We start from the raw sequence: 26,227 nt of genomic DNA on the forward strand, positions 1-26,227 counted from the left end.
TATTGTTTTCTAACGGTCTACAGGACTTTGAATAATACCGTCATGCCCAAATAATGCATCCAGCTTGGTGACATCCTCATCGTATTTATCATGCGTAGTCATGATGAGACGTTCGAATACGCCCTCAAGGCTAATGCGAAGATGGTTCAGTGCCTCTGCGGTAATCCCGCCACGGACAGCTACACGTTCTTGGAGCTCTTGCGGGGTGAATTCTCCTTCTGTTAACAGCTTGCCTGTTCCAAGCAGCATTTCACCTGCAAGCCGGCTGATTAACGTCTCTTCAATCCCGGTAACTTCCACCGCAGCTTCAATCCAGCGTTCAATGAAATAGCTCAAGAACGCAGGTCCGCAGCTGGAGAAATCAGAAGCGATTCGGGTATGGGCCTCTTGAATTTCCAAAGGAACACCTATGAAAGACAACAGCTGCAGCAGCACAAGCCTGTCTTCTTTATTAAGCCTGCTGCCAAATATGCACAGTGATGTCCCACTTTTGACACAGTGTGTAATGCTGGGGATGATCTTGGCTATTTTGGACGGCAAAGCGGATTCCAGATGTTGCAATTGAACGGGACTTGTAATGGATACGACGATTTGATCGCTGCGGAGATAAGGGCCAATCTCATCTGTTAAGGTTTTGAATTCCAGCGGTTTTACACATAAAAAAACAATGTCACTTCCAGTCGCTGTTTCACTATTGCTTCCGCATAAGTTTATGCCGGGATGACGATCTTCTAGCTCCAGCAGTTTATTCAGACTGCGGTTGCTGGCGAGTACATCGCACGGATTCAGGGCTCCGGAAGAAAGAAAGGCGTCAATCAGCAGGCTGCCCATGCTGCCTGTTCCGATAAATCCTACTTTCACCTGTGGTTCCTCCTTTCTAGCGTTGCTTTTTTACTAACTGACATGAATGCTCTTCGTTATATGTATGCAGGATAGACTTGGACAGATGACAGGTTTTGTATGAATTATTAAAGGAGTTTCCAGCCGCAGGAATGTATGAAGATTCACAAAAAGGCATAAGAAGAATTTTTGTGAGGAGGAAAGTGATATGAATAAAGGGAGTATCGTGCTCGGAGTGGCTGCTGCTGTAATAGGAAGTGGGCTATTCTGGGCGGCGGGAAGCAAGGGCGATTCCGGGATTGCCGGGTGGGAGACTTTGAATGTTGGTATGGAGCAAGCTGTTGGAATCGCTGAGTCTGGTGACGCTCCAGCTGCTGGGGGCAGTGAGGGAGGTCATCAGACGAAAGGAAATAAGCAACATTTAGAGAAAGATGCAGGGCAGGCTGAAGCTGCTGGGAATGTTGAAGACGGTGAGAAGGTTAAGGAGGCTGCGCAAGCAGAAGAAGCTGAACAAGCAGAACAAGCTGTCCAAACTTCGGCAGATGAAAAAGCTACGGCAGCCGCTGCGGGGGAGAGAGCAAAAGGAGCGAGCCAAACGCCAATGGCAGAAGGTCAAACACCAACAGGGGCAGAAGTTCAAACGCCAAACATTGCAGGGAAGCAAACGTCGGCAGGGGATAAAGCTTTTGCGGCTAAGGAGGCGACTGAGCTTTCCGCATCAGCAGCTTCACAGGAAGGTAAAGTAAATGTGAATACTGCGGGTGTTAAGGAGCTGATGGATCTTCCGGGCATCGGAGAAAAGAAGGCTCAGGCAATTATGGATTACCGCAACCGTGTAGGCACCTTTCGCAGCCTATCTGATCTGGGGAAGGTAAAGGGGATAGGACCTAAAATGCTGGAGAAGTTAAAAGCTTTAGTAATATTTTGAAGATAAATAGGAAATGAAGATCGTTGGAAGTGCCACAACCGTTGTCCTAGTGAAAACTTGCGGGGATGTGCTACAATAGTTAACAACTATTTAGAAGGATATGGAGATTGATTATGACTACTGCCTATCGTAAAGACTGGGATACTTATTTCATGGACATTGCCTGTATGGTCTCAACTCGTTCACGCTGCTCACGACGACATGTAGGTGCTGTGCTGGTGCAAGGCAAAAAGCTGCTTGGTACCGCGTACAACGGGGCGCCAATGGGCGTACCTGATTGCTCAGAGGCAGGTTGTATGCTCTCGGAGCAATATGAGATGGAGATCGTGGATGGCGTAGAGACTATGGTGAAGAAACAGCGCTGCATTCGCACGATTCATGCGGAACAGAATCTTTTGCTATTCACAGACCGGATTGACCGGGAAGGCAGCACCGTCTATGTGACGGATGAGCCTTGCTGGACCTGTGCAAATATGCTGGCTAATAGCGGTATTGTGGAGATTGTGTATTATCGTCCTTACCGTAAGGATATGGAAAAGGTAGAGGCAATGATGGCTGCCAAAGGCATCGTATTTCGCCAATTGGAAAATTATGAGCCGCCAAGTGAAACGATGATTAAAGTAGCGGATTAGCTGTATTGTACAACCCTAATTGAATAAGATGACTTGAGGAAGAACCTCTCGTACGCTTTTATGGCGTATGCAGAGGTTCTTTTTTTATCTTGCGAAAGGAGGAGAATGGAGGCGTGAAGGAGAGACCCTTATTAAGTTTTACAGTGTGTTGGGTGACTGGAAGTGCAGCAGCGTGTTTATACTCAGGGATTAGCTTGTGGTTGGCGGGGGCTGGATTACTATTGTTACTGGTTAGTATGAGAGTTTGGGTGAACATGAGCTGGAAACAGCTGGCGGTATTTTGTTTGGCGATTATTATATCCGCTGGATATTGGGAATGGAATGAAGGCCGCAATGTAAGTCACCTGCCTGAAGTGCTGGGGAAATTATTTTCGGAGTTGAATGAGACTGCCGTGGAGGCTAAGGGGACGATTATTTCCGTTGTGGAACGGGACGGGGACCGGGTTGATTTCACGATGAAGCTCTCAGAGTTATCGTTGATTACTGAGGAAGAGGCCGCTTCGCCTGATCCGCGGGACGAACAAGATAAAAGGGGGCATGGGGAGTTAATTATGGTGCAGATCAAACTTCTTGCCGAGCAAGAAATCGCTATTGCCGCGGAGTGGCGCAGAGGGGATCAGGTGTCGCTAAACGGTGTACTTGAAGAGCCAGCGACAGCGCGGAATTACGGAGGGTTTGATTATCGAGCCTATTTACATACGCAGAAGATCCACTGGCTTCTAAAGGGTCAGGGGGCAGAGAACGTGCAAGCAACGGCTCCAGATTCATGGCGTCCGTTAATGATCTTACGCTGGAATGATAAAGCGCGGGCAGTTCTTGGAGCAGAGACGGATCGGCTGTTTCAAGAGCGCCACTCTGGATATATGAAGGGTTTGGTGATTGGGATGCAGGATGATCTCGATCCGGATACCTTTAAGCAGTTCTCACAACTTGGGTTGACACATATCCTCGCCATTTCAGGCATGCATGTTGCAGTGTATGTTGGTGTTCTTTTATTTATATTCAGGCGCTTACGGATGACAAAAGAGACCACGCTAACAGTCACCTTAGTGCTCGTTCCCATATACGTCCTTTTGACAGGTGCGGGTCCGTCTATCGTACGTGCGGGATTAATGAGTATGATTGCATTGCTCGCTGCACGAGTTGGCATGCTGAAGGATGGACTGAATATTTTGGCTGCAGCGGCACTGGTTATGCTGATTTGGAATCCTTACATGCTGCTCAGTGTCAGTTTCCAGTTGTCATTTCTGGTGACCTTAGGATTAATGGTCTACGTTCCGCTTATGGACCCTCTGCTGAGGGCACTGCCACGCTGGCTTAAAAGCGCCGTCTCTGTGACTCTAGTTGCCCAGTTGGTCTCATTTCCATTGACGATCTATTATTTTAATCAATTTTCGCTGCTGTCTTTAGTGGCTAATCTGGTTTTTGTGCCCTTTATTACTTTTATTGTATTGCCTTTAGGAACGCTGGCGCTACTGCTTGGACGATTGTGGGGAGATGCTGCAATTTTTTTGGCACATATTACGGAGCTGCTGAATAACGTTACTTTTTATGCGGTTGAATGGATCAATGGTTTTGCTGGTGGAGTTTTGATTTGGCGCTCGCCTTCACTGCTGTGGATCGGAGTGTATTATGTCTTGTTGTACGGGCTGTTGTATGCTGCCAAGCTAAGAATGGAAGCCCGCGCAACACCGCAGTATATGGAGGATGAGACGAAGCCGTTAGCTGAGATTGGTTTACCTGTGAACAAGCACGGCGGGTTTGGGGGAGCGGGGAGCGCACAGTATTTTTTGGATGCGCCTATGTTTGTACGTTGGAGCGGAGCGATTGTTCTACTATCTGCGGTTGGACTGGGCCTAATGCTGTACAAGGGTTATCAGTCAGAAAGAATGGAAGGTAAAGGGACGATTAGTTATCTGGATATCGGGCAAGGCGACAGTATCCTCATCACTACACCAAAAGGAGCTCATATTCTTGTAGATGGTGGAGGAACGTTAAATTTTGGGCAAAAAGAAGAATGGCGCATTCGCCGCAGCCCGTTCGAGGTAGGGGCTAAAGTGTTGGTGCCTTTGCTTAAAAAACGTGGGATCCACCGTCTGGACGCGATTATTTTGACTCATGGGGATCAGGATCATGCCGGGGGACTCCAAGCCGTTATGGAGGCGATTCCGGTTTCGGCACTGCTTTTTAATGGCACACTCGCTGACCGTGAATCTTATATGGAGATGATGCGGACTGCGCTGGAGAACAATGTTCAACTGTATGCCGTGCATCAGGAAATGAGGCTTTCCCCGGATGATAAGACAAAGCTGTCCTTTTTATGGCCGGAGGAACAAGATAGAGAGGGAGCAGCGTCAGGTTCTTCTATGCTGAATGGCATCCCAATGCTAGAGGATCAGAACCACGATTCTGTAGTTTTTCGTTTAGAGATGAACGGAAGGAATTTTCTATTTACCGGAGATATGGATCTGGAAGCCGAGGAGGAGATTGTGCAGCAAGCACTGCAAAAGGGTATTAACGCAGGACCTGCCATTGACGTTTTAAAAGTAGCTCACCATGGGAGCAAAACTTCAACAGGCGAGTCTTGGCTGCAGTTCTGGCATCCATCGGCTGCGGTGATTTCTGCGGGAGTAAATAATCTATATGGTCATCCGAAAGCTGAGGTATTGGAACGTTTGGAAGTTAATCATGCTGCTATTTTTAGAACGGATCAGCAGGGGGAGATTCAGATGCGTGTGCGGGCCGACGGGATTATGGTGCGTCATAAGTTGGCGGAGGGAGCGGATTAAGGAAGGTAGTAGAGGAAGGTAGTAGAGTAATGTGATTGAGTGCTGGGGTATGAAAGAGGGATTTGTGAGTGCACACGGACTTCTACTGTTGCGGTTTGTGTAAGCGGGCAAAGTTGCTCCTATCCGAATTAATTTAGGTAGTAGACAGCTCAAGTAGCTCCTTCTGTCGCGTTAGTGCAGAGTAGGTCATCATGTATCAATATCGCAGAATCTATGTAGCTCCTTCCGTTGCATTCTTCCCCATAGACACCATAGAACCTAAAAACTCGTTTAGTTGCACTTTGTGCAATAGATCGCACTTTAAAGTAGCTGGATCTTCATTTAGTTGCACTTTGTACACTTGGAATCTGGAAAAATGCCTATTTCTCTAATTTTGAACAGAAATAGTTGCATGAAGTGCAACTAAATCACTTTATGAGCTGGAAAGATCTTTTTTAGTTGCACAAAGTGCAATAGAACGCTCCATATGAACATACCAAAGCGCCTCTGTTACATATTATCGTTGTAACGATGTTAACTTCCACCCAAATTCCGATTACTTGCTGATGATCCAGTCCATTTGTTCTAGCACCAGCTGCTCTAATGCAGTAACTGTAGTCCCTGTCTAGCACCAGCTGCTCTATTGCAGTAACTGTTGTAACTGTTGTCCTGTCTAGCACCAACTGCTCTAATACAGTAGCTCCAGCTCCAGTAACCGCCGTCCTCCTCCAGTAATTATTACGCGTGCATGCACAATCTATGTGAACGCTTTATAATAGAGATAGAAGATTCTGGTAAACTCTATGCCTACTTAAACTATATTTCAAAGTGCGGTGGTGAGAAGCTTGTGTCCTCCGTGTTTTGTAGCGAATTAGGAGATGAAGCGATAGTGAATACATATGCAGAATTTAGAGTCACAACGGAAAGTGTATATGATGTTCAAGTAGAACGCAGTAATCCAATTGAACATGCTTGGCGGATGATCGCCAGAGATCATGAGCTGGTGTTCGGAAAAGCTCCGAACCAAGGAGCAGCAGCTACTGTAATTATTCGTTATGCGACAGAGGATGAGGGCTGCCCGGAATGGGCGGAGGGTTTTTGTTTGCGTTTTGCAGGTAGTGAAGAGGATCGGATCTTGCATATTATCGGCCGTGATGAATTGGGCATTATTTATGGGATGCTTCATTATAGCTGCCACGTGCTTGGTGTAGATCCCTTCTGGTTCTGGGCGGAACTTCCTCCTGCTAAGAAAGATGCGATCAATCTGCCTGTTTCTGAATACAACAGCATTCAGCCAAAGGTACGCTACCGAGGTTGGTTCGTGAATGATGAAGTGTGTCTTATCGGCTGGAAGGAGGATTATCCTCCGACGGCGGAGGTATGGGAGCCTGTTTTTGAAGCGCTACTGCGCTGTGGTGGAAATATGGTAATCCCGGGGACGGATTTGCCGAGAGACGGAATTCATCATCAGCTTGCGGTGGATATGGGACTGTGGATCACACATCATCATGCGGAGCCGCTTGGCGCGCAAATGTTCCTGCGTGCTTTTCCGGGCAAGCAGGCTAGCTATAAAGAATATCCAGAATTGTTTGAACAGCTGTGGAGAGAAGCCATCGAGCGGCAAAAAGATGAAAAAACACTCTGGGTGCTCTCCTTCCGCGGACAGGGCGATAAACCTTTTTGGGAGAATGACCCCTCTTTTGATACTCCGGAGAAACGGGGCGATTTGATCTCATTTGTGGTTCGCAAGCAATACGATATGATCTGTGAATATGTGGACCAGCCTGTGTGCTGTATGGCGATGTACGGAGAAATTGCGGAGCTGTATAAACAGGGAAAGATCGAAGTTCCAGAAGGTGTTATTAAAATATGGGCGGATAACGGATACGGCAAAATGGTGTCGCGACGACATGGCCATCTGAATCTGCGCGTGCCTGCTCTACCCGAGGCAGGAGATCAAGGCAAAAACGGGGTATATTACCACGTCACCTTCCACGATTTGCAGGCCTCCAATCATCTAACACAATTCCCTACGGATCCGTCCTTTATAGTGGAGGAATTACAGGGTGCATTTGCGGCAGGGGCTAGTGAATATCTGCTGGTGAATTCAGGGAATATTTTGCCTCATCTCTATACATTAGATCTGACAGCAAAGTTGTGGATGGATGGAACAGCAGATGCTGATGAACAGCTTCAGACCTTCGTTAACCGTTTCTACACAGCGCAGCAGGGGCGAATTGCCCAATTGTACAAAAGCTACTTCAAAAACACCATAGTATATGGTCCTAATGCTGACGACCGCGCAGGCGATGAATTCTATCATCATCCGGCAAGGCAGATTATAGGGCATTGGCTGCAAAATAAGACGGAGAGCGATGAACGTCTGTGCTGGGCCGCAGGGGATGTTCCTTTTGTAGAGCAGGTTCGATGGTTCAGGGATCGAGCTGAGCGAGTTGTACTAGTCTGGTATCTGCTGCGAAAGCAGTGCCTAGAGGTGATGGAACTTTTACCCGAAAAAGAGCGAAACAGGCTGCATGTTCAACTGCTAGTTCAAATTGAGCTGCATTGGAGCGGGTGCAGAGGGTTATCCTCTCTTTGCCAGGCGTATATGTGTTACCAAGAAGAGCGATTTCCAGAGGCGTTTATCGAAGCTTCACATGCGGTTTGGGATTATAAGGAGGGCCAGCAGGCTCTTTTACGGGCAGAGATCGGTCAGTGGAAGCATTTTTATCGGGCTGATTGGTTGACCAATATTGCCAACACTATAGATCATGTAGAAACAGCGCGTAAATTTTTGCGGATTCAGGGGGATAGTCCGGATATGTTTTTATGGTATAAGGAATATTTGATGCCCGAGACTGAAAAGCATATCTATCTGGAAAATACGCATCGTAATCCGTTACCGGACGATGAGCTTGCACGGCGGCTGGAGGAGAAATTCAGCTCTCTTTAAAATATCCGCACACCACTAGTGAACGCTTAAAACGTTCATCGGTGGTGTTTTTTAATGAATGACCTATTTTTTTATTTTAGAGGGAACTTTTTCAAGTTTGGAAAGTCTTATTAGGCAAGGGGTGAGGCGAAACATGCTAAGCGAAGATATACCATATACAGCAGCGTACGCGCCCGCAATGAGTTTGCGGGAAATGATGGAGGCGCATGGCTCGGATGTGTGGAATTATGCTTTTTTCTTAACTAGAAGTCGAGAGCAGGCAAATGATATCAGCCAAGAAGTATTTTTGAAGGCGTATAAGAATGTTGGGAAATACCGGGGTCAATCTTCGATGAAAACCTGGCTGCTTACAATTACCAGAAATACGGCCTTCAGTTGGAGCAAAAATAGCTTTTGGCGCAGATTCATTGCTTTGGGCGATCAACCTACTACTGTTAATGCTCCTTCTGCGGAAAAAGAAGCTCTCGGCAATCAGTATGCGAACCGTATCTGGGAAATTATTATGACCCTTCCAGAGAAGAACAGAGAGGTGCTTGTGCTAGATATTCAACATGGATTATCCATTGCCGAAATGTCAGATTTGCTGAATGTAGCACAAGGAACCGTGAAATCTCGGCTCGCGCGGGCGAGAGAGAAGGTTAAAGAGGCTATCCAGAAGGAGGAGAGGGAATGAAACGCAACGCGGATGATAGTAATCCAGTGATGATCGGGCAGACGGATTGGTATGCGGAAGCAGGCAAAAGACCTTTCATTGAAGATGGTTTCACGCCTGAGTTAATGATGCGGATCGAACAGGCTGCTGTGAATAAAAGTTCAGGTTACAAACGTTATTGGATGAATAAAAATGTGCTTCTAACCAGTCTGGCTACGGTTTTGTTGATAGGTGCGCTTACCTTGCCTATGGGTGTATGGAAAAACACAGGGCCAATCCATTCGCCATCCGTTCAGTCACAAGGCGCAGGCATACTGCCTTCTTCTAGTTCTGCAACTAATGATAAAGCGTTAGGGCCTCCGACAAGTCCAGTAGAATTTGAGATTAGCGGTAAGAAATACTACATGCCTTTGCCAATGAACAGAGATAAGAGCAAAGGGTATGCCGTTGAGACAACAGCGGGAATTCTTTGGTCGCCGCCACCCCCGATGGTTGACTACAAGAAGCCAAAGTACACACATCCTACAGAACCGTTCACTCTTTACCTGAGCTCTAAGGACCAGACGGAGCTATCGGCTTCTTCGGCTACTAGGATTTATACTTTTCCTCTTTATGGGGGAGGGGCAAGTACGTATCAATATTTGAGTGGATTTTTTGGAGCAGGCGATTACGTCCTGTTAATTTCCTTCAAAATGACTCTTGGTGTAGGAATGTATGAGGATGTTAAATTTTCAATGCTTAATGTTAAAAAAGCAGCGGCAGGAGAATCTGTAGTTCCAATAGCGCTTGCATCCTTCGATAATACACTTTTAGAATACAAGTCATTAATCGCTGTTGATAAGGAGCATGGACAACTCGTACTTAGTTACTTAGAACATGCAGGGGATAAAAAGTACAAAGAGAAAACCGTACTTTATGATATGGAGACCATGAGCATTCCAACACCTGCTACAGCAATTGGTTTTAAAGAGATTAAGGGAGAAACATTAATTATGGATTATAAAGTGGGTGGGGAACAACGTAAAGCGGATATTCTTACGAAAGCTGGATTGGGGTGGCTGGATGAGAATTGGGCTTTTTTATCCGAAGAGCAACAAAATAAGCTTTATATGGATTATATGAACAATACTCCCTAGTAGATAAATCACTAAATAAAAGCTATACTTTTTGATAAAGTATTTTCTTTTGAGAAGAGTGGAGCCGAAGCGATGAAGAAGTTAACGATTGATGATGTGGCTCAAAAAGCGGGAGTTTCGAAAAGTACGGTCTCCCAATTTTTGAACAAACGTTTTAAATATATGAGTGAAGCGACGAAAAACCGGATTGAGGCAGTAATTGAGGAGCTTAATTATCAGCCGAATGGTCTGGCGCGCAGTCTGAAGCAGAATCGGACGCATACGGTCGGGATCATCGTAGCCAATATTGACTATACGCTGTCAATCCAATGTATCCGGGCGATTGAGAATGAGCTGCAGCATCACGGAATCCAAGTGATCATATGCAACGCGGATGAGAATGCGGAGAAAGAAAGCAAGTATGTAGAAACCTTAATCGCACGTCAGGTGGACGGGCTGATTATTTTTCCTACAGGGAATAACCCGTCTGCCTATAGCAGGCTGATAGAGGCTGATTTTCCGCTAGTCTTTATGGATCGTCTGGTAGATGGAATCACCACGCAGAGTCTATTGCTGGACAATGAAATGGCGGCAAAGATAGGCGTAGGGCAGCTAATACAGCAAGGTCATGAGCGGATTGCTCTGGTGTCCCTCCCAATTGGGGAGCATGCGATTACCCCTCGGAAAGAGCGGATTAGTGGCTACAAAAAAGCGATGGAAGAAGCGGGCATAACGCTGCGTGAGGAGTATATTTGCAGTGTATCCAAAGAGGAATTAGCTTCGGGGCTGGAACACTTATTAGCACTGCCGGAGCCGCCGACAGCGTTGCTGGCTACGAACGACATCACACTAGCGGAAATTCTGAAATATGCGAATCGAAATGCCATCTCTATTCCAGAACAGTTGTCGGTCATCGGGATAGATGATGCGGAATTCGCGCAAATATATAATCCGGTCATTACGACAATCCGACAGCCTGCTTACGAGATGGGGATGCAGGCTGCCAAGATTATACTCTCTTGTATCGAGGATAAGGGAGCTTCTGTTCCAATTACATATCGTTTTCCGCCGACCTTGCAGCAAGGGCAGTCGGTGAAGTCTTACAAATAAGTTTGAACTATAAAAAGGGGAGTGCCCAGCAGCTATTTCTTAGCTTGTTGAGCACTCCCCCTTTTATTGGACCTAACTTTATCTAAACACTAAACTTGGGTTTGATTGAGTAATATTTTCGCGCAGGAAGTCGCTATCGGACTCAGCTGATCTTATAAGCAGTATAATCCCATATTTGGAGTACAATCGGACCCCATCGCAGCTATCGGCATGGAAAACATGCTAAATGCCCTTTTTCATAAGGAATAGCGTCACTGGAGTCCGAAACTACGCCGCAAAGGTAAAAAAATCGCAAATAGCGTCTTCTGGGTCCGAAAGCCCCAGGGGTACGTGATTACACTGCTGAAGCATAGCAATAGCAATAGCAATAGCAATAGCAATAGCAATAGCAATAGCAATAGCAATAGCAATAGCAATAGCAATAGCATAGCAATAGCAATAGCAATAGCAATAGCAATAGCAATAGCAATAGCATAGCCATAGCAGCCAATCAGCGACCCAAAAAGCAGAGCAGCGCTCCTCCAATAACGGAGAATCGCTGCTCTTTTGCGATTATTAGACTTCTTGTTGCATAAACTTCGCAAGTTCCTCACGGGTGGGAAGTCCGTCCATATCGCCTGGCGACATGACGGCTAACGCACCGATCGCATTGCCGCGTTTGACGGCCTCAGCAATCGGAAGCTTTTCCAGCATCGCACTGATTACGCCAACCGCAAATCCATCACCTGCACCCACCGTATCAACAACCTGCTCCACCTTGAATCCGTCCACGTAACCTTCCCCAGCAGAGGATTTATAGTAAGCGCCTTCAGGGCCAAGCTTGATGACGACTAAGCTTACGCCACGCTCCAGGTAATAGTCAGCAATCTCTTCGGGTGTGCTCAGTCCGGTAAGGATTTTACCTTCACCGAGCCCCGGCAGGAACCAGTCGCAGCGTGTAGCCAGATCATTAATGGTACTCACCATTGTTTCTGTATCCGGCCATAAGCTAGGACGCAGATTAGGATCCAGAGAGATCGTCTTTCCTTTACTCTTCATAAATTCCATAGCGTGAATAGAAAATTCAAGACAGTTCTTGGACAAAGCGGCGGAGATACTTGTAACATGCAGATGTCCTGCGGAATTGAAGTAGGCCTCGTCAAAATCCTCCAGACTAAGCGTGGAGGCTGCGGAGTTTTTGCGGAAGTATTCGACCTTTGGATCGCCGGTAACCACTTTCGATTTGATAAGCATACCTGTTGAATACTCTTTAGTAAAAGTAATATTGTCCGTATTAATGTTCTCATTCTTCATCGCCTGAGCAATGAATGTGCCAAAGTTATCTTCGCCAAGCTTCGTAACATAACCTGTAGGATGATTCAAACGCGACAAGCCTGTAGCCACGTTGCTTTCTGCACCTGCTAATGCTTTGGAGAACGAAAATACTTCATGCAGAGGACCGGCCTCATTCGCATAAAACATCGCCATCGGCTCCCCGAAAGTGACGGCATCCAGCTGTTTACTCATTTTTAGTTCCTCCTAGGGTAATGATTTTATCCCAGTATAATGATTTGTAATTTGAAATTATCACATAAATCGGTTTTGTACAATAAAATAATGATTGTTAACCAAAAAACTTTTTTCGTAAAAAGAAAATAATGTTTCCATAAACCCTTGTTTTATAAAGGTTTTTCTTAGATTTTATTACTTATTTCCCTCTGATGTAATAAAAATGTATTGACTGTTAATCGTATTGTTATTACTATTTCCTTATAGAACAAAACGCAATAATTAGTAAATTTAATAAAATAGTTTATCTAAAAAAGTATTTCCTGTTTATCTATGATCGTCCAAGAGAAAGGGAGTCTACTGATGAAGAAAATGAAAGTATTACAGAATGTGGCATCCGTCGGGGTTGTAGCGGTTATTCGAGCAGAAAGTGCTGAGGAAGCTTTTAAGATGTCCGTTGCTTGTATAGAAGGCGGTCTAAATAATATTGAGGTAACTTTTACTACACCAGACGCGGACGTGGCGATTAAGAGATTGGTTGCAGAGTACGGGAGTCGTGCGGTGATTGGCGCCGGAACTGTCTTGGACCCATTAACAGCTAGAATAGCCATTCTTGCAGGTTCAGAGTTTGTCGTTAGTCCCTCTTTTGAAGTGGAGACAGCTAAGATGTGTAATCTTTACGGCATTCCCTATATGCCTGGTTGCATGACATTAAATGAAATGAAGGAAGCGTTGAAGTACGGCGTGGATGTGCTTAAACTGTTCCCTGGCAGTGCTTTCGGTCCGGATTATGTAAAAGCGGTTAAAGGTCCTATGCCACATGTGAATATTATGCCGACCGGTGGCGTGGATTTGAACAATATGGAGAAGTGGATTGCAAACGGCTGCATGGCTGTGGGCATTGGGGGGAATTTGACTGCACCGGCGAAGAATGGCCGATACGATCAGATTACCGATCTTGCTGCCCAATATGTGGCGAAGTTTAAAGAGATAAAAGGGATTTAATGTATAGTTCGAACGGAGATTGAAATCCAGATTCGCGTTTTTATTTATAGGCTGTGTGGCTGACAGATGTTGGCCATGCAGCCTTTTTATGTTGATTTTCTTTGAGCTGTCCATATTCCTTTTATTCTATGCTTTTTAGAAAGTATAGAATCGGGATAAAGATAATAAACTATATAATAGAAGAGTAGTGATACATGGACTGAACGTCAGGATCTATTATCCAGCCGGGAGTGAGTATATGCCTGCTTATAATGACAAAGCGCTGTATCAAGCAGCGGATGAAGATGATGCTGAGTACGTAGAAATTGAGTCGGCATTCCATGGTTGTAAGGTGACGGAAGGGCAGATCTACAGATTAGAGCGCAATTACAATAACCCTCAATTATTTGAGAATGGAGAAGCCTATGTGGTGGATGATGAGACTAGGGAAAACTACGCGGTCTTCATGCTCTGCAAAATTGCGCTCTATAAATAGAGTTTCTTGCCCGATTCCGGAGGGTAATATTTAAGACAGACGGCTTCATTTCCGACAAGGGGATAGGCCGTTTCTTTTGATGTCATTTTTGTTACTAAGATAGTGAAAAAGAGTATTTGAATGATTGTTGTTTCCCCTGTATGCTTAGTAGGAATTATTGGCTAAAAATATTAATTACACGGTTGCAACAAATTCGCAGTCTTGCGCGTCAGTAAGATTGCATAGAGAGGGGGAACCTTCGTGGTGGAGCAGGGACTCATCAGAGCCGCTCAAGCGGGCGATCGCGACGCTCTAATCACCCTATTGCGAGAAATTGAAGGACATGTATATAAAACGGCCTTCTACATTTTGCATAATGAACAAGATGCGTTAGATGCATCTCAGGAAGCCTTGATCCGGGTTTATACAAAAATCGGCTCATATGAGGAGAAGGCCCAGTTCAAAACGTGGGTTCAGCGAATCGTCACTAACATTTGCATTGATAAATTCAGAAGAACTAAACCTACAGTTTCTATTGATGAACATGAAATGGTGTTTCAGGATAAACACAATGTGGAACGTGAGGTTCTATCCTCTTATTTAGCTGAGGATATACGTGAAGCAATTGATCAATTGCCCGAGCATCATCGGACAGTCATCGTCCTGCGCTATTTACAGGATTTTTCTTACAACGAGATTGCAGATTGTCTGGATTTGCCCTTGAATACAGTGAAATCATACTTATTTCGGGCTAGACAGCAACTGCAGAATAGACTTCAGGAGTACCAGAAAGGTGGTGTATCGGGATGAAATGCGCGGAGGTGATGGAATGGATGCACCGCTATTTAGACAAAGATTTGAGTCAAGATGAGATTATTGAAATGTTCCGTCATATCGATAATTGTCCTTCCTGCGCGGAAGTCTTTGAGCGCCTGACACTTCTCTCCAATGAATTGGAGCAGTTGCCAGACGTGAAACCCCCGTTTAGTCTGGTTGACTCTATTTTACCTCAGCTTGCAGAATTGGATCGAAGCAGTCGTGAACAAAGTGCTGTGAGATCTGAGGAGCCGGTTGTTGTCCCATTTTCACGTGAAAGCTCCCGCGGTAAACCTGCCAAGGGAACCTCTATAGCAACACGGACAGGCATTGGAGCTATTGCAGCTGCCGTTCTATTAGGGATCGCAATATTTAATATGCCCGATAAAATGCCTGGGGCAGAAGTGGAACAAAGGATGCAGGATAGCGCTAAAACAGCCAGCGATGATACTAAGGATACAGCAATGGAATCGCAAGCTTCTATTACTGCTAACTCTGATGGAGCTTCACCTGCCGCTGGTGGAGAGAACGAGGGCGCTGCGCAGTTTAAGATGGATGCACCGGAGATGAACGAAGATAACGCCGCTTTAGATAGAGCGACGGGACCAGTGGACCCTGCCTCGATGCCAAGTGCACCGGCGGATGCAGCTGATGCGGGAGCGGGAGCTGGAGGGCGGTCGATCACTGAACCGCCTCAAAGCGTAGATCCTAAGCCGACAGAGAAGATTGCTCCGCCAAGGCAGGATGTCGCCACGAAATCTCAAAATTCAGATTCTAGCAACGCCAGTAGCAATCAGCTAAAGGTGGATAATAAGGAGCAAACTGCTGATATGAATTCAGACAGCGCAGCCGATTCTGCTCCACCGATGGAGGATTCTTTAAAGTTTCCATATGACTACGGACGGGAAGTTATGAGCTTAAGCAGTTCTGAAGATCCTAATGTGCAGACCTGGACTTCTCCTGATGGTCAGTATGCTATAGAATTTGTTGGGTTGCAGCTTGTAATTTATAAGAAGTCGCCAGGGGGCTCAGCGGAAGAACGGTTAGCCGTAAACTCTTATCCGCTAGAAGGAAATTGGATTTCTGGTGAATGGTCCGCGGACAGCTCGAAGTTTACGTACGTGACAGAAAAAGATGGTGTGAATGTGACCAAGGTGTACACTGTACAGGAAGCAGCTACTGCTTCTTCAAGTCCGGCTGCATCCCCTGGAGCGACCCCAACGAACACTCCAACCTCATCTTCAACAAATTAAAGTGGGGTTGGAACTTTTTTCGAAGTTTCTGAATATACTATATCAACAGGACAGGAACTAGAAAGTATAGGTTTTGCAGAACATCGGTATGACCGCCGGATGTGGAGTTTCTAGAGCTTCGCACTCCGTCGTTTATATAGATGCGCCGCTTAAACGGAGAGGCTTTGGCCATGGCTGCCAGAGTTTCTCCGTTTTTGCATGCATTTTTGTAGTTTTTTTTGCTACAATAGAACTCTGGACAAAATGGGCTAGATGAATGGAAAAGGAAGTGGCGGGATGGATGCCAAAACGGCGATAAAAGAAATCAAACAAGGGAAGATCTCACCGTTGTATGTTTTATATGGCAGTGAGAAATTTCGAATGAATGAATTCACGGCACTGCTGGAAGAACAGCTGATTGCTAAAGAGGATCGTGATTTCGCAGTTATTCCCTTTGATCTCTCTGAGACGCCGGTGCAGGCTGTGGTAGAAGAAGCGGAGACAGTGCCATTTATGGTAGAACGTAAACTATTGCTGGTGCGGGATGCCTCGTTATTTACAGCGGGCAAAGAAAATGCCAAACTGGAGCATCGTATAGATCTTTTAAGTGACTATTTGCAGCATCCTGTAGACTTCAGTGTGATCGTCTTTATGGTGAATAATGATAAGCTGGATGAGCGTAAAAAAATTGTGAAGACTGTCAAATCAGTGGGCACAGTATTAGCATTTAATCCGCTGGGAGCAGAAGAGCTGCTGCGCTGGGTGGAAAAAGGAATTCGTGAGCGTGGTTGTGTAATGGCACCTGGCACTGCAGAAATTCTTATAACGAATGCAGGCACCGGCTTACAAGGTTTATCTGCAGAGATGGACAAGCTTTGTTTATTCGCTGGTAAGGGCGGCACTGTGGATGCGGGGGCCGTAGAGAGTCTGGTACATCGTGGAACAGAACAAAATGTGTTTACGCTTGTTGAGGATATCGCTAATCTGCGTCTTGATAAGGCGCTTGATACATTATATGAGCTGCTGAAGCAGCGTGAGGAACCGATCAAGATCGCAGCGCTGGTTGCGCGGCAGTTCCGCATTATTTTGCAGGTTAAGGATTTATCAGCACATAGTTATTCGCAGGGACAGATTGCGTCACAGATCGGATTGCATCCTTATGCGGTTAAGCTTGCTGGGGAGCAGGCCCATAAGTTCTCCAGTGAACGATTGCGGCAAATCTTAAGTGCATTGGCGGATCTGGATTATAAAATGAAAACAGGGGCTATAGACAAAGTGCTAGGGCTGGAGCTGTTCATGCTGCGTTTAGGTGTCTGAGCTAAGAAGGGAAAGAGTATTGGAGATGATCTGACTATGAAAAGAATATTTCAATATTCGGCACTGCTTTTACTCGTTCTACTAATTAGTTCCTGTGGCAAAACGGATACTAATTCACCGTCAGGATCTGCCTCTGATTCGCCTGCGAATACGAATACCTCTGCAGATGCACCTTCTTATTTTGGGGAATGGAGTGTACAAAGTATAGTAGGTTCTACACCTGTCTCGGCAGCGGAGGATGAAAAGCTTATTGGAATGCGAGTAACTTATTCGATAGAAAAAGCATCTTTTGATAAAGATGAAATTATGAGCCCTGAATATAAGGAAGAGAACATCACTAAGGATGACTATTTTAACGAATACAGAAATGAATTAAGTGACCTTGGGATCGAAACGGAATCGGTTAAGACGGTATCTATAAATAATTGGACGAATCCCGGCAGCAGTTTTATTGTTAAAGACGATCAAACGATGATTTTCTTATGGGATGGTAACTATTATGAAATGAAAAAAGAGAAAAAATAAATGAAAGAAGACCGCCTCTCTAAGGTGGTCTTCTTTCATTTAACACACATCTCTTAAAAGTAACTAACACTACTTATTATTAATTAATAGACACAAAAAAACCTAACCGTATGAAGCATAGCGGTCAGGTTCTTCAATTGCTCATTATGAATGTCGTCTTAGGCTTGAGCCGTAAGAGCGTTCAATTTCTTCGCCAAGCGGGATTTTTTGCGGGCAGCCGCATTTTTATGAACCAGACCTTTACTTACGGCCTTGTCCAGCTTTTTGGAAGCAGCTAGGAAAGCAGCTTGAGCAGTTTCTACTTCCGTACCAGTCAGAGCTACATCAGCAGTTTTCACAGCTGTACGAAGCGCGGATTTTTGGGAAGCATTCAGTGCACGGCGTTTTTCGTTCGTGTTTACGCGTTTAACCGCGGATTTAATATTTGGCATTGCATTCACCTCCTGTAAGACATTCGAAATCATTATCAAATGATTCACAACTTAAAATAGTTTAGCATGACCGGTAGCAAAAAGCAATACTTAAAGCTTTCAAATTAAACCTCCGTATCCTGCATAAACATTGGCTTTCTCTCGCACACTATCGACAAAAGAGCATAGGCAGAAGCTTGCCAAATGAGGATGAACTCATGGAAGTGTATGCTTACAAAACTAAGCAGCTGCTTTCGAAGTGAGTTTTGTTCGAAGTAATTCATGGAAGTGTATGCTTACAAAACTTTTAGGAGGCTGGTACACAATGGAACCGGATCTGCAGCTATATTCTGTGCGCACCGATTTGGCGTTAGAGGCAAAGGAAATGGCTCAAGGCCCACAACGAACGCCAATCCCTGGTGTGAACGAAGAAGTGGAAGAGTCTGATGGGATTAAAGTGACCCGTCTTGGTGTAGCTAATGCTGCCGGATCACAGGCAATAGGACGCGCAATTGGCAACTATGTAACCCTTGAGGTACCCGCTCTGCGTGGCGGAGATACAGGCTTGCAGCAAAAGGTGGCAGAAGTTTTTGCCCGCGAATTTGAGGACTTTTTGATCAGAATTGGGATTGGCAAGGATGCATCTGTGTTGATTGTTGGTCTTGGTAACTGGAATGTTACACCGGATTCACTGGGTCCTTTAGTGGTGGAGAACTCACTCATTACACGGCAGTTCTATGAGTTGGTTCCGGATCAGATCTCCCCTGGTTATCGTAAGGTGAGCGCTATTGCTCCTGGAGTGCTTGGGCTGACTGGAATTGAGTCGAGTGAGGTCGTGCAGGGAATCGTGGATCGCACGAAACCTGAGCTTATTATCGCCATAGATGCGTTGGCATCCCGGTCACTGGAGCGTATCAATACGACGATTCAAATTGCGGACATTGGGATCCATCCCGGTTCGGGGATTGGCAACAAGCGACGTGGATTAACCCAAGAAATTCTGGGTGTTCCTTGTATCGCAATCGGAGTGCCCACTGTCTGCTATGCATCAACTATTGTAAATAATGTGCTGGAGATGATGAAAAATCACTTCGGGCAAGGAGCAAACCATACTAAGGAAATCATGGGGATGCTGGACGATATCTCTGAGCAGGAACGCTTGTCATTAGTGAAGGAAGTGCTTGAACCCTTGGGGCACGATTTGATCGTCACTCCCAAGGAAATCGATGAATTTATTGAAGGGATCGCGAATATCGTGGCCAGTGGTCTGAATGCGGCTTTACATGATGCGGTTGATCCTGAGAATGTTGGCGCTTATACCCACTAACTGAATTATGGTTTGTTAAGCCCGGCGGGATGCTGAATTAAGGTATCCTGTACGGGCTTTATGTCTATTCTCTCATTTTCGGTTCTAGTATTGCTCTTGCACTCATAGATTTGGAGTATAAGAGATTACAGAGGGCTGGAGGAGGAAATAACTACAATGAATAAAAAATGGTTTCAGCTTTGGAACATCGGCCGTTTAAGGGGAAAAATGCTGGATGTTTTATCGCTGGGGAGAACGATGCTGCTGTTGGCCGGAGGTTCACTAGTATTTTTTATGCTGCTTGGAGCTGGTGGATTGGCCGGACAGAAGCTTAGCTCTTCACCCATTCCTTCAATGAAGGGGCTTGCCGCCTCCCTGTCTAGTGGTTTTTTCATGGAGCTGCTGGGGATGGAGGTGCCGCATTTACCGCAGGGTAAAGAGCCATCCGCTTTTTCAGGTGAAAAGGTAACTTCTTTCGTATTTCAGTTGCTGACCAGCGTGAATCCAGGTGACCCTAAGAGTCTAGTCTCTCGTGAAGTGCCGGGGATGGCGGCGGATGATCCATTTCTTTTGCGGAAAGGTTCAGGTGGATCTACAGGAGCACCAGTGGATTATCATCCTGGGACTGATGAGCTGGCTGAGGGTAGTGGAGATGCGGAAACTTCTGTTCCGGACGAAGGGGACAAGCAAGAAGATGTTACAACACAGCAGCCTGAAGCGACGGTTGCACCATCTCCTGATCCATCAGCGGCGGAGGAAGGGACGGATAAGAGTAATCCGCAAAGCGGCACAGACAGCACTAAGGATACCTCGATCAAACGGATTCTAATCTATCATTCACATCCTAGAGAAGCCTACAATCCTCTGTTAGGGGCAGCAAATGAAAATCCCAGCTCCGGAGTTTCAACTAAAAATGTAATGCTGGTAGGATCATATATTACGAAAAGACTGGAACAGCTCGGGATTGGTACGGTTCATGCCAAAGAAGATTTTCCGACCAAAGTCACCGACTATAACTGGAACTTTTCCTATAAATATTCCCGGATCTTGGTTAAATCAGCACTCAGCGCAAATGAGGAAATGGATAGTTTTATCGACATTCACCGTGATTCGCAGCGTCATAGCAAAACAACAGCTGTTATTGACGGGAAAAGCTATGCACAGGTCTATTTTATCATTGGACATGCAAATAAAGACTGGAAGAAGAACGAAGAGTTTGCCAATAAGATTCATCAACAGCTTGAAAAGAATTACCCGGGAATATCTCGTGGGATATGGGGAAAAGCTGCGGGTAAAGGCAACAACGGAGAGTACAATCAGACCCTGTCTCCCAATAGTGTTTTGATTGAAGTGGGCGGAATTGATAACTCGGCTGAGGAATTAAAGCGGACGGCTGATATTTTGGCAGATGCTATCGCTGATGTGTACTGGAGCAGTCATGACGCTCAGAAGGTGAACGCACCTGAAAAAGTGGCGAATCCCACTACAACACCAAAGAAATCAAACGGAGCTTCGTAAAATAAATTACCAAGGATCAAAAAGGAGTGGTGTACATGTCGCGTTTCGGAAAAAAACTGGTTATGGTTGGGATTTGGGCAGGGATTGGCATCCTCTTAGGGATGCAGTTCGGCGGAAGCGGTGGGTCAACAGTCTCTAAGATTCTACCCGGCTGGAATGCCAGCCCGACTACGCAGACCAGTCAAGTAACAGGCATGCAGCCACAGCCACAACTGCAAAAGAATGGTGTGACACAGGGTGGGCAGACTTATGTATATGTGCCAATGGTAATCGATCCTGTCACAGGTGCATATACGGCTGTTTCTCCTTTGCCTCAAAATAGCAATACAACGCCAGCCGCAGATCCTCCTCAGCAAGTTGTGGATGATTATAGTACGAAATCTCCGGAGCAAATTCTAATTCCTGAGGAGCAAAAGCCTACAGTCGATGTTCTGGCAGATAAGACGGCAGGTCTCTTGCAGCAGGCTTCCCAGAAGGGAATCCGCTGGGTAGTTTCATTGTTCGCTTCGGCAGAAAATTAACAGCAAATTTAGAAGAAACGGTTATTTCACGGGATCGTGTATAGCTGTTTCTTTTGTTTTGGGCCAGCGCGGGATTGATGGAGTAAGCTTGTACTGTTATAATAAGTGGATTAATATCAGGCTGTCTGTGGGGGTAAGGAATGACTGACGTTCAGAAAAGACAACAACAAATTCGCAATTTCTCGATTATTGCACATATAGACCATGGTAAATCGACACTAGCTGACCGCATTTTGGAATACACGGGGGCACTAACCACGCGTGAAATGCAGGAACAGGTACTCGATCAGATGGATCTGGAGCGCGAACGTGGTATCACAATAAAGCTGCAAGCCGTGCGTTTAACCTATCGTGCAGACGATGGTGTAGAGTATTATCTCAACTTGATTGATACACCGGGGCACGTCGATTTCACCTATGAAGTTTCCCGCAGTCTTGCAGCATGTGAAGGCGCACTGCTGGTCGTGGATGCGGCTCAAGGAATTGAAGCACAGACGCTGGCCAATGTGTATTTAGCACTGGATAACAACTTGGAAATCCTACCTGTGCTCAACAAAATTGATTTGCCAAACGCTGACCCTGACCGGGTAAAGCAGGAGATTGAGGATGTTATCGGGCTGGATACCAGTGAAGCGGTTATGGCATCTGCCAAAGCCGGTATCGGAATCAAGGAAATTCTGGAGCAGGTGGTGAAGCAGGTTCCTGCGCCATCCGGTAATTCAGAAGAGCCGCTTAAAGCATTGATCTTTGACTCTCACTACGATCCTTACAAAGGCGTTATCGTCTATGTGCGCGTAATGGACGGGAAGATCCGTGCGGGTTCGAAGATTAAGATGATGGCAACTGAGAAGACCTTCGAGGTCATTGAAGTTGGCGCATTTATGCCGCGTATGACCATTGTCGATGAATTGAACATCGGTGATGTTGGCTTTATCGTAGCTGGGATCAAGCATGTTGGAGATACCCGTGTCGGTGATACTGTCACTGACGCAAAGAATCCTACTGCTGAGCCGCTTCCGGGTTACCGTAAGATCAACCCGATGGTATATTGCGGGTTGTATCCGATTGAGACCTCCGATTATAACGATCTTCGTGAGGCCTTGGAGAAGCTCCAGCTAAATGATGCTTCGCTAAGCTTTGAGCCGGAAAGCTCAAGCGCGCTTGGATTTGGTTTCCGTTGCGGTTTCCTTGGACTCTTGCATATGGAGATCATTCAAGAGCGGATTGAGCGCGAGTTCAATCTGCCACTAATCACAACAGCGCCGAGTGTTATTTACCGAATTATGCTGACCAATGGCGAAATGATCCAAATCGACAACCCGTCACATTATCCGGAGATCGGTACGATTGACTACATTGAAGAGCCGTATGTTAAAGCAGCGATCATTGTGCCTAACGACTTCGTGGGTACTGTAATGGAGCTGTGCCAGAACAAACGCGGCGAGTTCGTAAATATGGAATATCTAGATACTAATCGTGTAACGATTACGTACGAGATTCCGCTGTCTGAGATCGTTTATGATTTCTTTGATCAGTTGAAATCCGGTACGAAAGGATATGCTTCTTACGACTATGAAATTTGTGGATACCGTCGTTCGAATCTGGTCAAGATGGATATCTTGCTTAACAATGAGCAGGTCGATGCCTTGTCCTTTATCGTTCACCGCGATCGTGCCTACAACCGCGGACGTATCATTTGTGAGAAATTACGTGGGATTATCCCTCGTCAAATGTTCGAAGTGCCGATTCAAGCCTCTGTGGGTACGAAGGTAGTTGCGCGTGAAACCGTTAAGGCGATGCGCAAAAACGTACTTGCTAAATGTTACGGCGGTGATATTTCCCGTAAACGGAAGCTGCTTGAGAAGCAAAAAGAAGGTAAGAAACGCATGAAGCAAGTGGGTAGTGTAGAAGTACCACAAGAAGCGTTTATGGCAGTACTGAAGATCGACGAGTAAAAAATAGGTAGAGCCGGGAGAATATCCCGGCTCTATTTTTTTGAGCAGGAGCAGATTACAATAGGGGGAAGGATTGTAAGCACATACAAAGTGAGGGGATTCCTCGTGAAGCGATTATATTTGAAACTTACGCCAAGTACCTTTAAGAATCGGATTTTGTTAGCTTTCTTGCTGTTGGTACTAACACCCATTGCCATACTCGTTCTATATAACTTTAAAGAGACAGAACGAATGCTGCAGGATAATGCGGAAACGAAGAACATAGAGCAGCTTATTGGTATTAAGAATGGTTTTGTTGATCTCATGAGTCTCGTGATGAAAACAGGGTCATTACTCGAACAAGATACGACGATTTTATCGATAATGAAGAATCCCGAGCAATCTGATGAAATCACGAGAAAAAAACTCGTTGAAAACAAGTTTGGAGCGATTGAAAATACATTCTTCATGAGTGGAGCGACGGTGTATTATACTTTAATCGACCTTCATGGAAACGCATACACTTCCTTTATGCCAAAGGAAACTTTGAGCTACGACGAAATCCAATCGGAGGATTGGGTTCAAGCATTGAAGCGAGAAGGAACGAATCGATATATATGGAATCCGAATGACAAGAATAATGTGGTCCGGGAAAGTACAACAAGTAAGAAAATGCTTAGTCTCTATGAGGTTATGCGTGATAATGATTTGAATATTTATGCCTATGCAAGATTAAGTATCGATTATGAGGAGTGGTTTACTAGATCAACGTTAGGGAGTAAACAGGAAGGGGCTTTATTTCTACTCGATGCCTTGGGGGGAGTGATGCTTAATCCCCTTAAGGATGAGGCTTTTTCGTCTGATATTGCGCAGAGTATTGTGAAGAGTGCCAACCAGCGGCAGACGGGGCGTGCTGCATCCATTGTCAACCCGAAGGAGGAAAGCTTATACACCTACAGCTACATCGAGGAGTTAAATGGCTATGTTGTTAAAAAGGTGCAGCTAGCACAGCTTTTTCTTGAAGTAGACAAGCAGAAACGACGGTTTTTTGGTGGATTTGGAATCATTCTGCTGCTATTTGTTCTATTAACTTATTTCATATCATCGACGATTACAGTACCGCTTAAGAAGCTACAGAAGAAGATGGAAATGACCGCTAAGACGAATCTCAAAATGAAATTACCCGAGCAAGGGCGGGGAGAGATTCTTGCCCTGACTCAGAGTTTCAATATAATGATTCATGATTTAAATGAGCTGTTGCAGCGTCTTCAGCTTGAAGAAAAACAGAAGCAATTCGTTCGGTTTCAGGTATTACTTTCGCAGATGAACCCGCATTTTCTACTAAATACATTGAATACGATAAAGAGCATTGCCTTAGATAAAGATGATGATGAAATTTATGGAATTTGTGTTGCACTAGGAAAAATATTGGAGACAACCTTAAATACTGAAGTGGATTTGATCCTGTTAAAGGATGAAATCGTACTAATAGAATCTTACATGGAGATACAGCGGCAACGTTTTGGACATGGGATTGAAATTCAATATGATATCAACGAGGAGCTGCAATACGCGTTAATCCCTAAATTTTGTCTGCAGCCCTTAATTGAAAATAGCTTGATTCACGGCTTCGGTCAGTCAGTAAAACAAGGGAGAATTGATATCTCCGCTAAGGTGACTGGACAACAGCTGTACCTGCAGGTTAGAGATAACGGCATGGGGATAGAAAGAGCACAGCTGAATAAGGCTACACGGAAACGTAAAGGAATCGGTGTTCAGAATATTAGGGAGAGCTTAGAGCTGTTGTTCAAGAATCAACGGACAGGTATGGACATTGTATCTTCGGATACAGGAACTGAAGTGATCATCCATTTTCCATTCCTTATTTCAAAACCTTACGATGGAGGTAAGCTCACATGTGGAGAACGTTAATTGTGGATGATGAACAACCTGCGGTTAAAAGTATACGGAAGCTATTCTTAAAGGCTGGAATCCCGTTTGAAATTATAGGTGAGGCGGAGAATGGAGAAGTAGGCTTGCAAATGATTCGTGAGCTTCAGCCTGATGTGGTAGTGACGGATATCAATATGCCGGTGATGGATGGGGTGAAGCTTCTTCAAATTGCGCGAGAGGAAGGCTTCGAATGCCGGTTTGTAATGTTGACCGCATTGAGTGAATTTGAATACGCCCGCCAGGCGCTCGTATTTGGGGCTTCGGATTACATTTTGAAGTTATCTTTAGATCTCCAAGGTTTGAAGCAGACCATGGGTAAGGTTCAGGCCGAGCTGGAGCGAATGGTGAAGATGAAGAAAGCCGATAAATGGTTTCCGGAGAAGCAACAAACGGGACCGACAGATCATGTGGAGATGAACAAAATTATAGCTTATATTGAAGAACATTATGCTGAGGACATCTCGCTCAAATCCATGTCAGAGTTGATCCGGATGGATGCCAGCTATATAAGTGACTTATTCAAGAAAAAGACAGGGAAAACGTTGACCAATTATATTCAAGAACGCCGTATTCAGGCTGGGAAAATGCTGCTTGCAGAAACGAAGCTAACGATTAGCGAGATTGGGCAGCAGGTAGGCTTTGAGAACGATAATTATTTTATAAAAATCTTCAAAAAGTGGTGTGGTGTCACGCCAAATGAATTCCGTAAAGAACCAAAAAACGTTCTATAAGTTCCCAAATGTAGTTCAT

At 45.3% G+C, this 26,227-nt stretch carries 22 protein-coding genes; 19 read left to right on the forward strand and 3 right to left on the reverse strand.

All coding sequences use genetic code 11. The features are described 5' to 3' along the window. Positions 1-9 precede the first annotated feature (9 nt). Positions 10-861: a late competence protein ComER gene (gene comER / locus MHH49_RS16755; RefSeq protein WP_036677548.1), complete on the reverse strand. Its 852-nt coding sequence runs from the start codon at positions 859-861 to the stop codon at positions 10-12. Between the two features lie 187 nt (positions 862-1,048). On the opposite strand from comER, the gene MHH49_RS16760 reads away from it, so the two are divergent. The 7 genes from MHH49_RS16760 (at position 1,049) to MHH49_RS16790 (ending at position 10,998) form a co-directional block, all read left to right on the forward strand. Then, positions 1,049-1,768 (forward strand): ComEA family DNA-binding protein, encoded by a 720-nt coding sequence (locus MHH49_RS16760; protein ID WP_076147687.1) that lies wholly within the window; start codon positions 1,049-1,051, stop codon positions 1,766-1,768. 113 nt (positions 1,769-1,881) lie between these two features. Continuing rightward, entirely contained in the window at positions 1,882-2,400 is a 519-nt protein-coding gene (locus tag MHH49_RS16765) for a deoxycytidylate deaminase (protein ID WP_036677545.1), read from the forward strand. Positions 2,401-2,513: 113 nt separating this feature from the next. Continuing rightward, a complete protein-coding gene (locus tag MHH49_RS16770; protein ID WP_341138287.1) occupies positions 2,514-5,189 on the forward strand; it encodes a ComEC/Rec2 family competence protein in 2,676 nt (891 codons plus the stop codon). Positions 5,190-6,057: 868 nt separating this feature from the next. Continuing rightward, positions 6,058-8,121: a glycosyl hydrolase 115 family protein gene (locus MHH49_RS16775; RefSeq protein WP_341138288.1), complete on the forward strand. Its 2,064-nt coding sequence runs from the start codon at positions 6,058-6,060 to the stop codon at positions 8,119-8,121. A gap of 133 nt (positions 8,122-8,254) precedes the next feature. Further along, positions 8,255-8,794, forward strand: coding sequence for an RNA polymerase sigma factor (locus MHH49_RS16780; protein ID WP_052097267.1), 540 nt, complete (start codon positions 8,255-8,257; stop codon positions 8,792-8,794). Further along, positions 8,791-9,909, forward strand: a complete 1,119-nt coding sequence (locus MHH49_RS16785) for a hypothetical protein (protein WP_341138289.1) — start codon at positions 8,791-8,793, stop codon at positions 9,907-9,909. Before MHH49_RS16780 ends, MHH49_RS16785 begins: the two co-directional genes overlap by 4 nt. Before the next feature lie 72 nt (positions 9,910-9,981). Next, positions 9,982-10,998 carry a LacI family DNA-binding transcriptional regulator gene (locus MHH49_RS16790; protein ID WP_341138290.1) on the forward strand — a complete coding sequence of 339 codons (1,017 nt, stop codon included), beginning with the start codon at positions 9,982-9,984 and terminating at the stop codon, positions 10,996-10,998. Between the two features lie 555 nt (positions 10,999-11,553). Here the strand turns inward: MHH49_RS16790 and MHH49_RS16795 are convergent. Continuing rightward, positions 11,554-12,504: a sugar kinase gene (locus MHH49_RS16795; RefSeq protein ID WP_036677538.1), complete on the reverse strand. Its 951-nt coding sequence runs from the start codon at positions 12,502-12,504 to the stop codon at positions 11,554-11,556. A 345-nt stretch (positions 12,505-12,849) separates the two neighbouring features. Between MHH49_RS16795 and MHH49_RS16800 the strand changes: the two genes are divergently transcribed. From MHH49_RS16800 to MHH49_RS16825, 6 genes are all read left to right on the forward strand, one after another. Then, positions 12,850-13,491, forward strand: a complete 642-nt coding sequence (locus tag MHH49_RS16800) for a bifunctional 2-keto-4-hydroxyglutarate aldolase/2-keto-3-deoxy-6-phosphogluconate aldolase (RefSeq protein ID WP_036677536.1) — start codon at positions 12,850-12,852, stop codon at positions 13,489-13,491. Positions 13,492-13,729: 238 nt separating this feature from the next. Further along, a complete protein-coding gene (locus MHH49_RS16805; RefSeq protein ID WP_036677533.1) occupies positions 13,730-13,966 on the forward strand; it encodes a hypothetical protein in 237 nt (78 codons plus the stop codon). A 240-nt stretch (positions 13,967-14,206) separates the two neighbouring features. Continuing rightward, a complete protein-coding gene (locus MHH49_RS16810) occupies positions 14,207-14,755 on the forward strand; it encodes an RNA polymerase sigma factor (protein WP_036677530.1) in 549 nt (182 codons plus the stop codon). After that, positions 14,752-16,014, forward strand: a complete 1,263-nt coding sequence (locus MHH49_RS16815; protein WP_076099001.1) for an anti-sigma factor family protein — start codon at positions 14,752-14,754, stop codon at positions 16,012-16,014. The genes MHH49_RS16810 and MHH49_RS16815 overlap by 4 nt, the downstream gene beginning before the upstream one ends. Before the next feature lie 276 nt (positions 16,015-16,290). Further along, on the forward strand, positions 16,291-17,310 hold the full coding sequence (holA, locus tag MHH49_RS16820) for a DNA polymerase III subunit delta (RefSeq protein ID WP_036677525.1): 1,020 nt from the start codon (positions 16,291-16,293) through the stop codon (positions 17,308-17,310). 36 nt (positions 17,311-17,346) lie between these two features. After that, a complete protein-coding gene (locus MHH49_RS16825) occupies positions 17,347-17,835 on the forward strand; it encodes a hypothetical protein (RefSeq protein WP_038572946.1) in 489 nt (162 codons plus the stop codon). Positions 17,836-17,993: 158 nt separating this feature from the next. Here the strand turns inward: MHH49_RS16825 and rpsT are convergent, their stop codons facing one another. Next, on the reverse strand, positions 17,994-18,266 hold the full coding sequence (gene rpsT / locus MHH49_RS16830) for a 30S ribosomal protein S20 (RefSeq protein ID WP_036677521.1): 273 nt from the start codon (positions 18,264-18,266) through the stop codon (positions 17,994-17,996). A 304-nt stretch (positions 18,267-18,570) separates the two neighbouring features. Here rpsT and gpr point away from each other — a divergent pair, with 304 nt between their 5' ends. From gpr to MHH49_RS16860, 6 genes are all read left to right on the forward strand, one after another. Beyond that, entirely contained in the window at positions 18,571-19,572 is a 1,002-nt protein-coding gene (gene gpr / locus MHH49_RS16835) for a GPR endopeptidase (RefSeq protein ID WP_036677518.1), read from the forward strand. Positions 19,573-19,728: 156 nt separating this feature from the next. Next, on the forward strand, positions 19,729-21,069 hold the full coding sequence (locus MHH49_RS16840; RefSeq protein ID WP_036677516.1) for a stage II sporulation protein P: 1,341 nt from the start codon (positions 19,729-19,731) through the stop codon (positions 21,067-21,069). Positions 21,070-21,104: 35 nt separating this feature from the next. Then, positions 21,105-21,590: a hypothetical protein gene (locus tag MHH49_RS16845; RefSeq protein WP_036677514.1), complete on the forward strand. Its 486-nt coding sequence runs from the start codon at positions 21,105-21,107 to the stop codon at positions 21,588-21,590. A 140-nt stretch (positions 21,591-21,730) separates the two neighbouring features. Continuing rightward, positions 21,731-23,545, forward strand: a complete 1,815-nt coding sequence (gene lepA / locus MHH49_RS16850; protein ID WP_036677511.1) for a translation elongation factor 4 — start codon at positions 21,731-21,733, stop codon at positions 23,543-23,545. Between the two features lie 105 nt (positions 23,546-23,650). Then, positions 23,651-25,456, forward strand: a complete 1,806-nt coding sequence (locus MHH49_RS16855) for a sensor histidine kinase (protein WP_235219398.1) — start codon at positions 23,651-23,653, stop codon at positions 25,454-25,456. Further along, entirely contained in the window at positions 25,441-26,208 is a 768-nt protein-coding gene (locus MHH49_RS16860; RefSeq protein ID WP_036677509.1) for a response regulator transcription factor, read from the forward strand. The genes MHH49_RS16855 and MHH49_RS16860 overlap by 16 nt, the downstream gene beginning before the upstream one ends. The last annotated feature ends 19 nt before the right edge of the window (positions 26,209-26,227 follow it).

This window comes from Paenibacillus sp. FSL F4-0122 (genome assembly GCF_038002845.1).
Classification (GTDB): domain Bacteria; phylum Bacillota; class Bacilli; order Paenibacillales; family Paenibacillaceae; genus Paenibacillus_AQ; species Paenibacillus_AQ odorifer.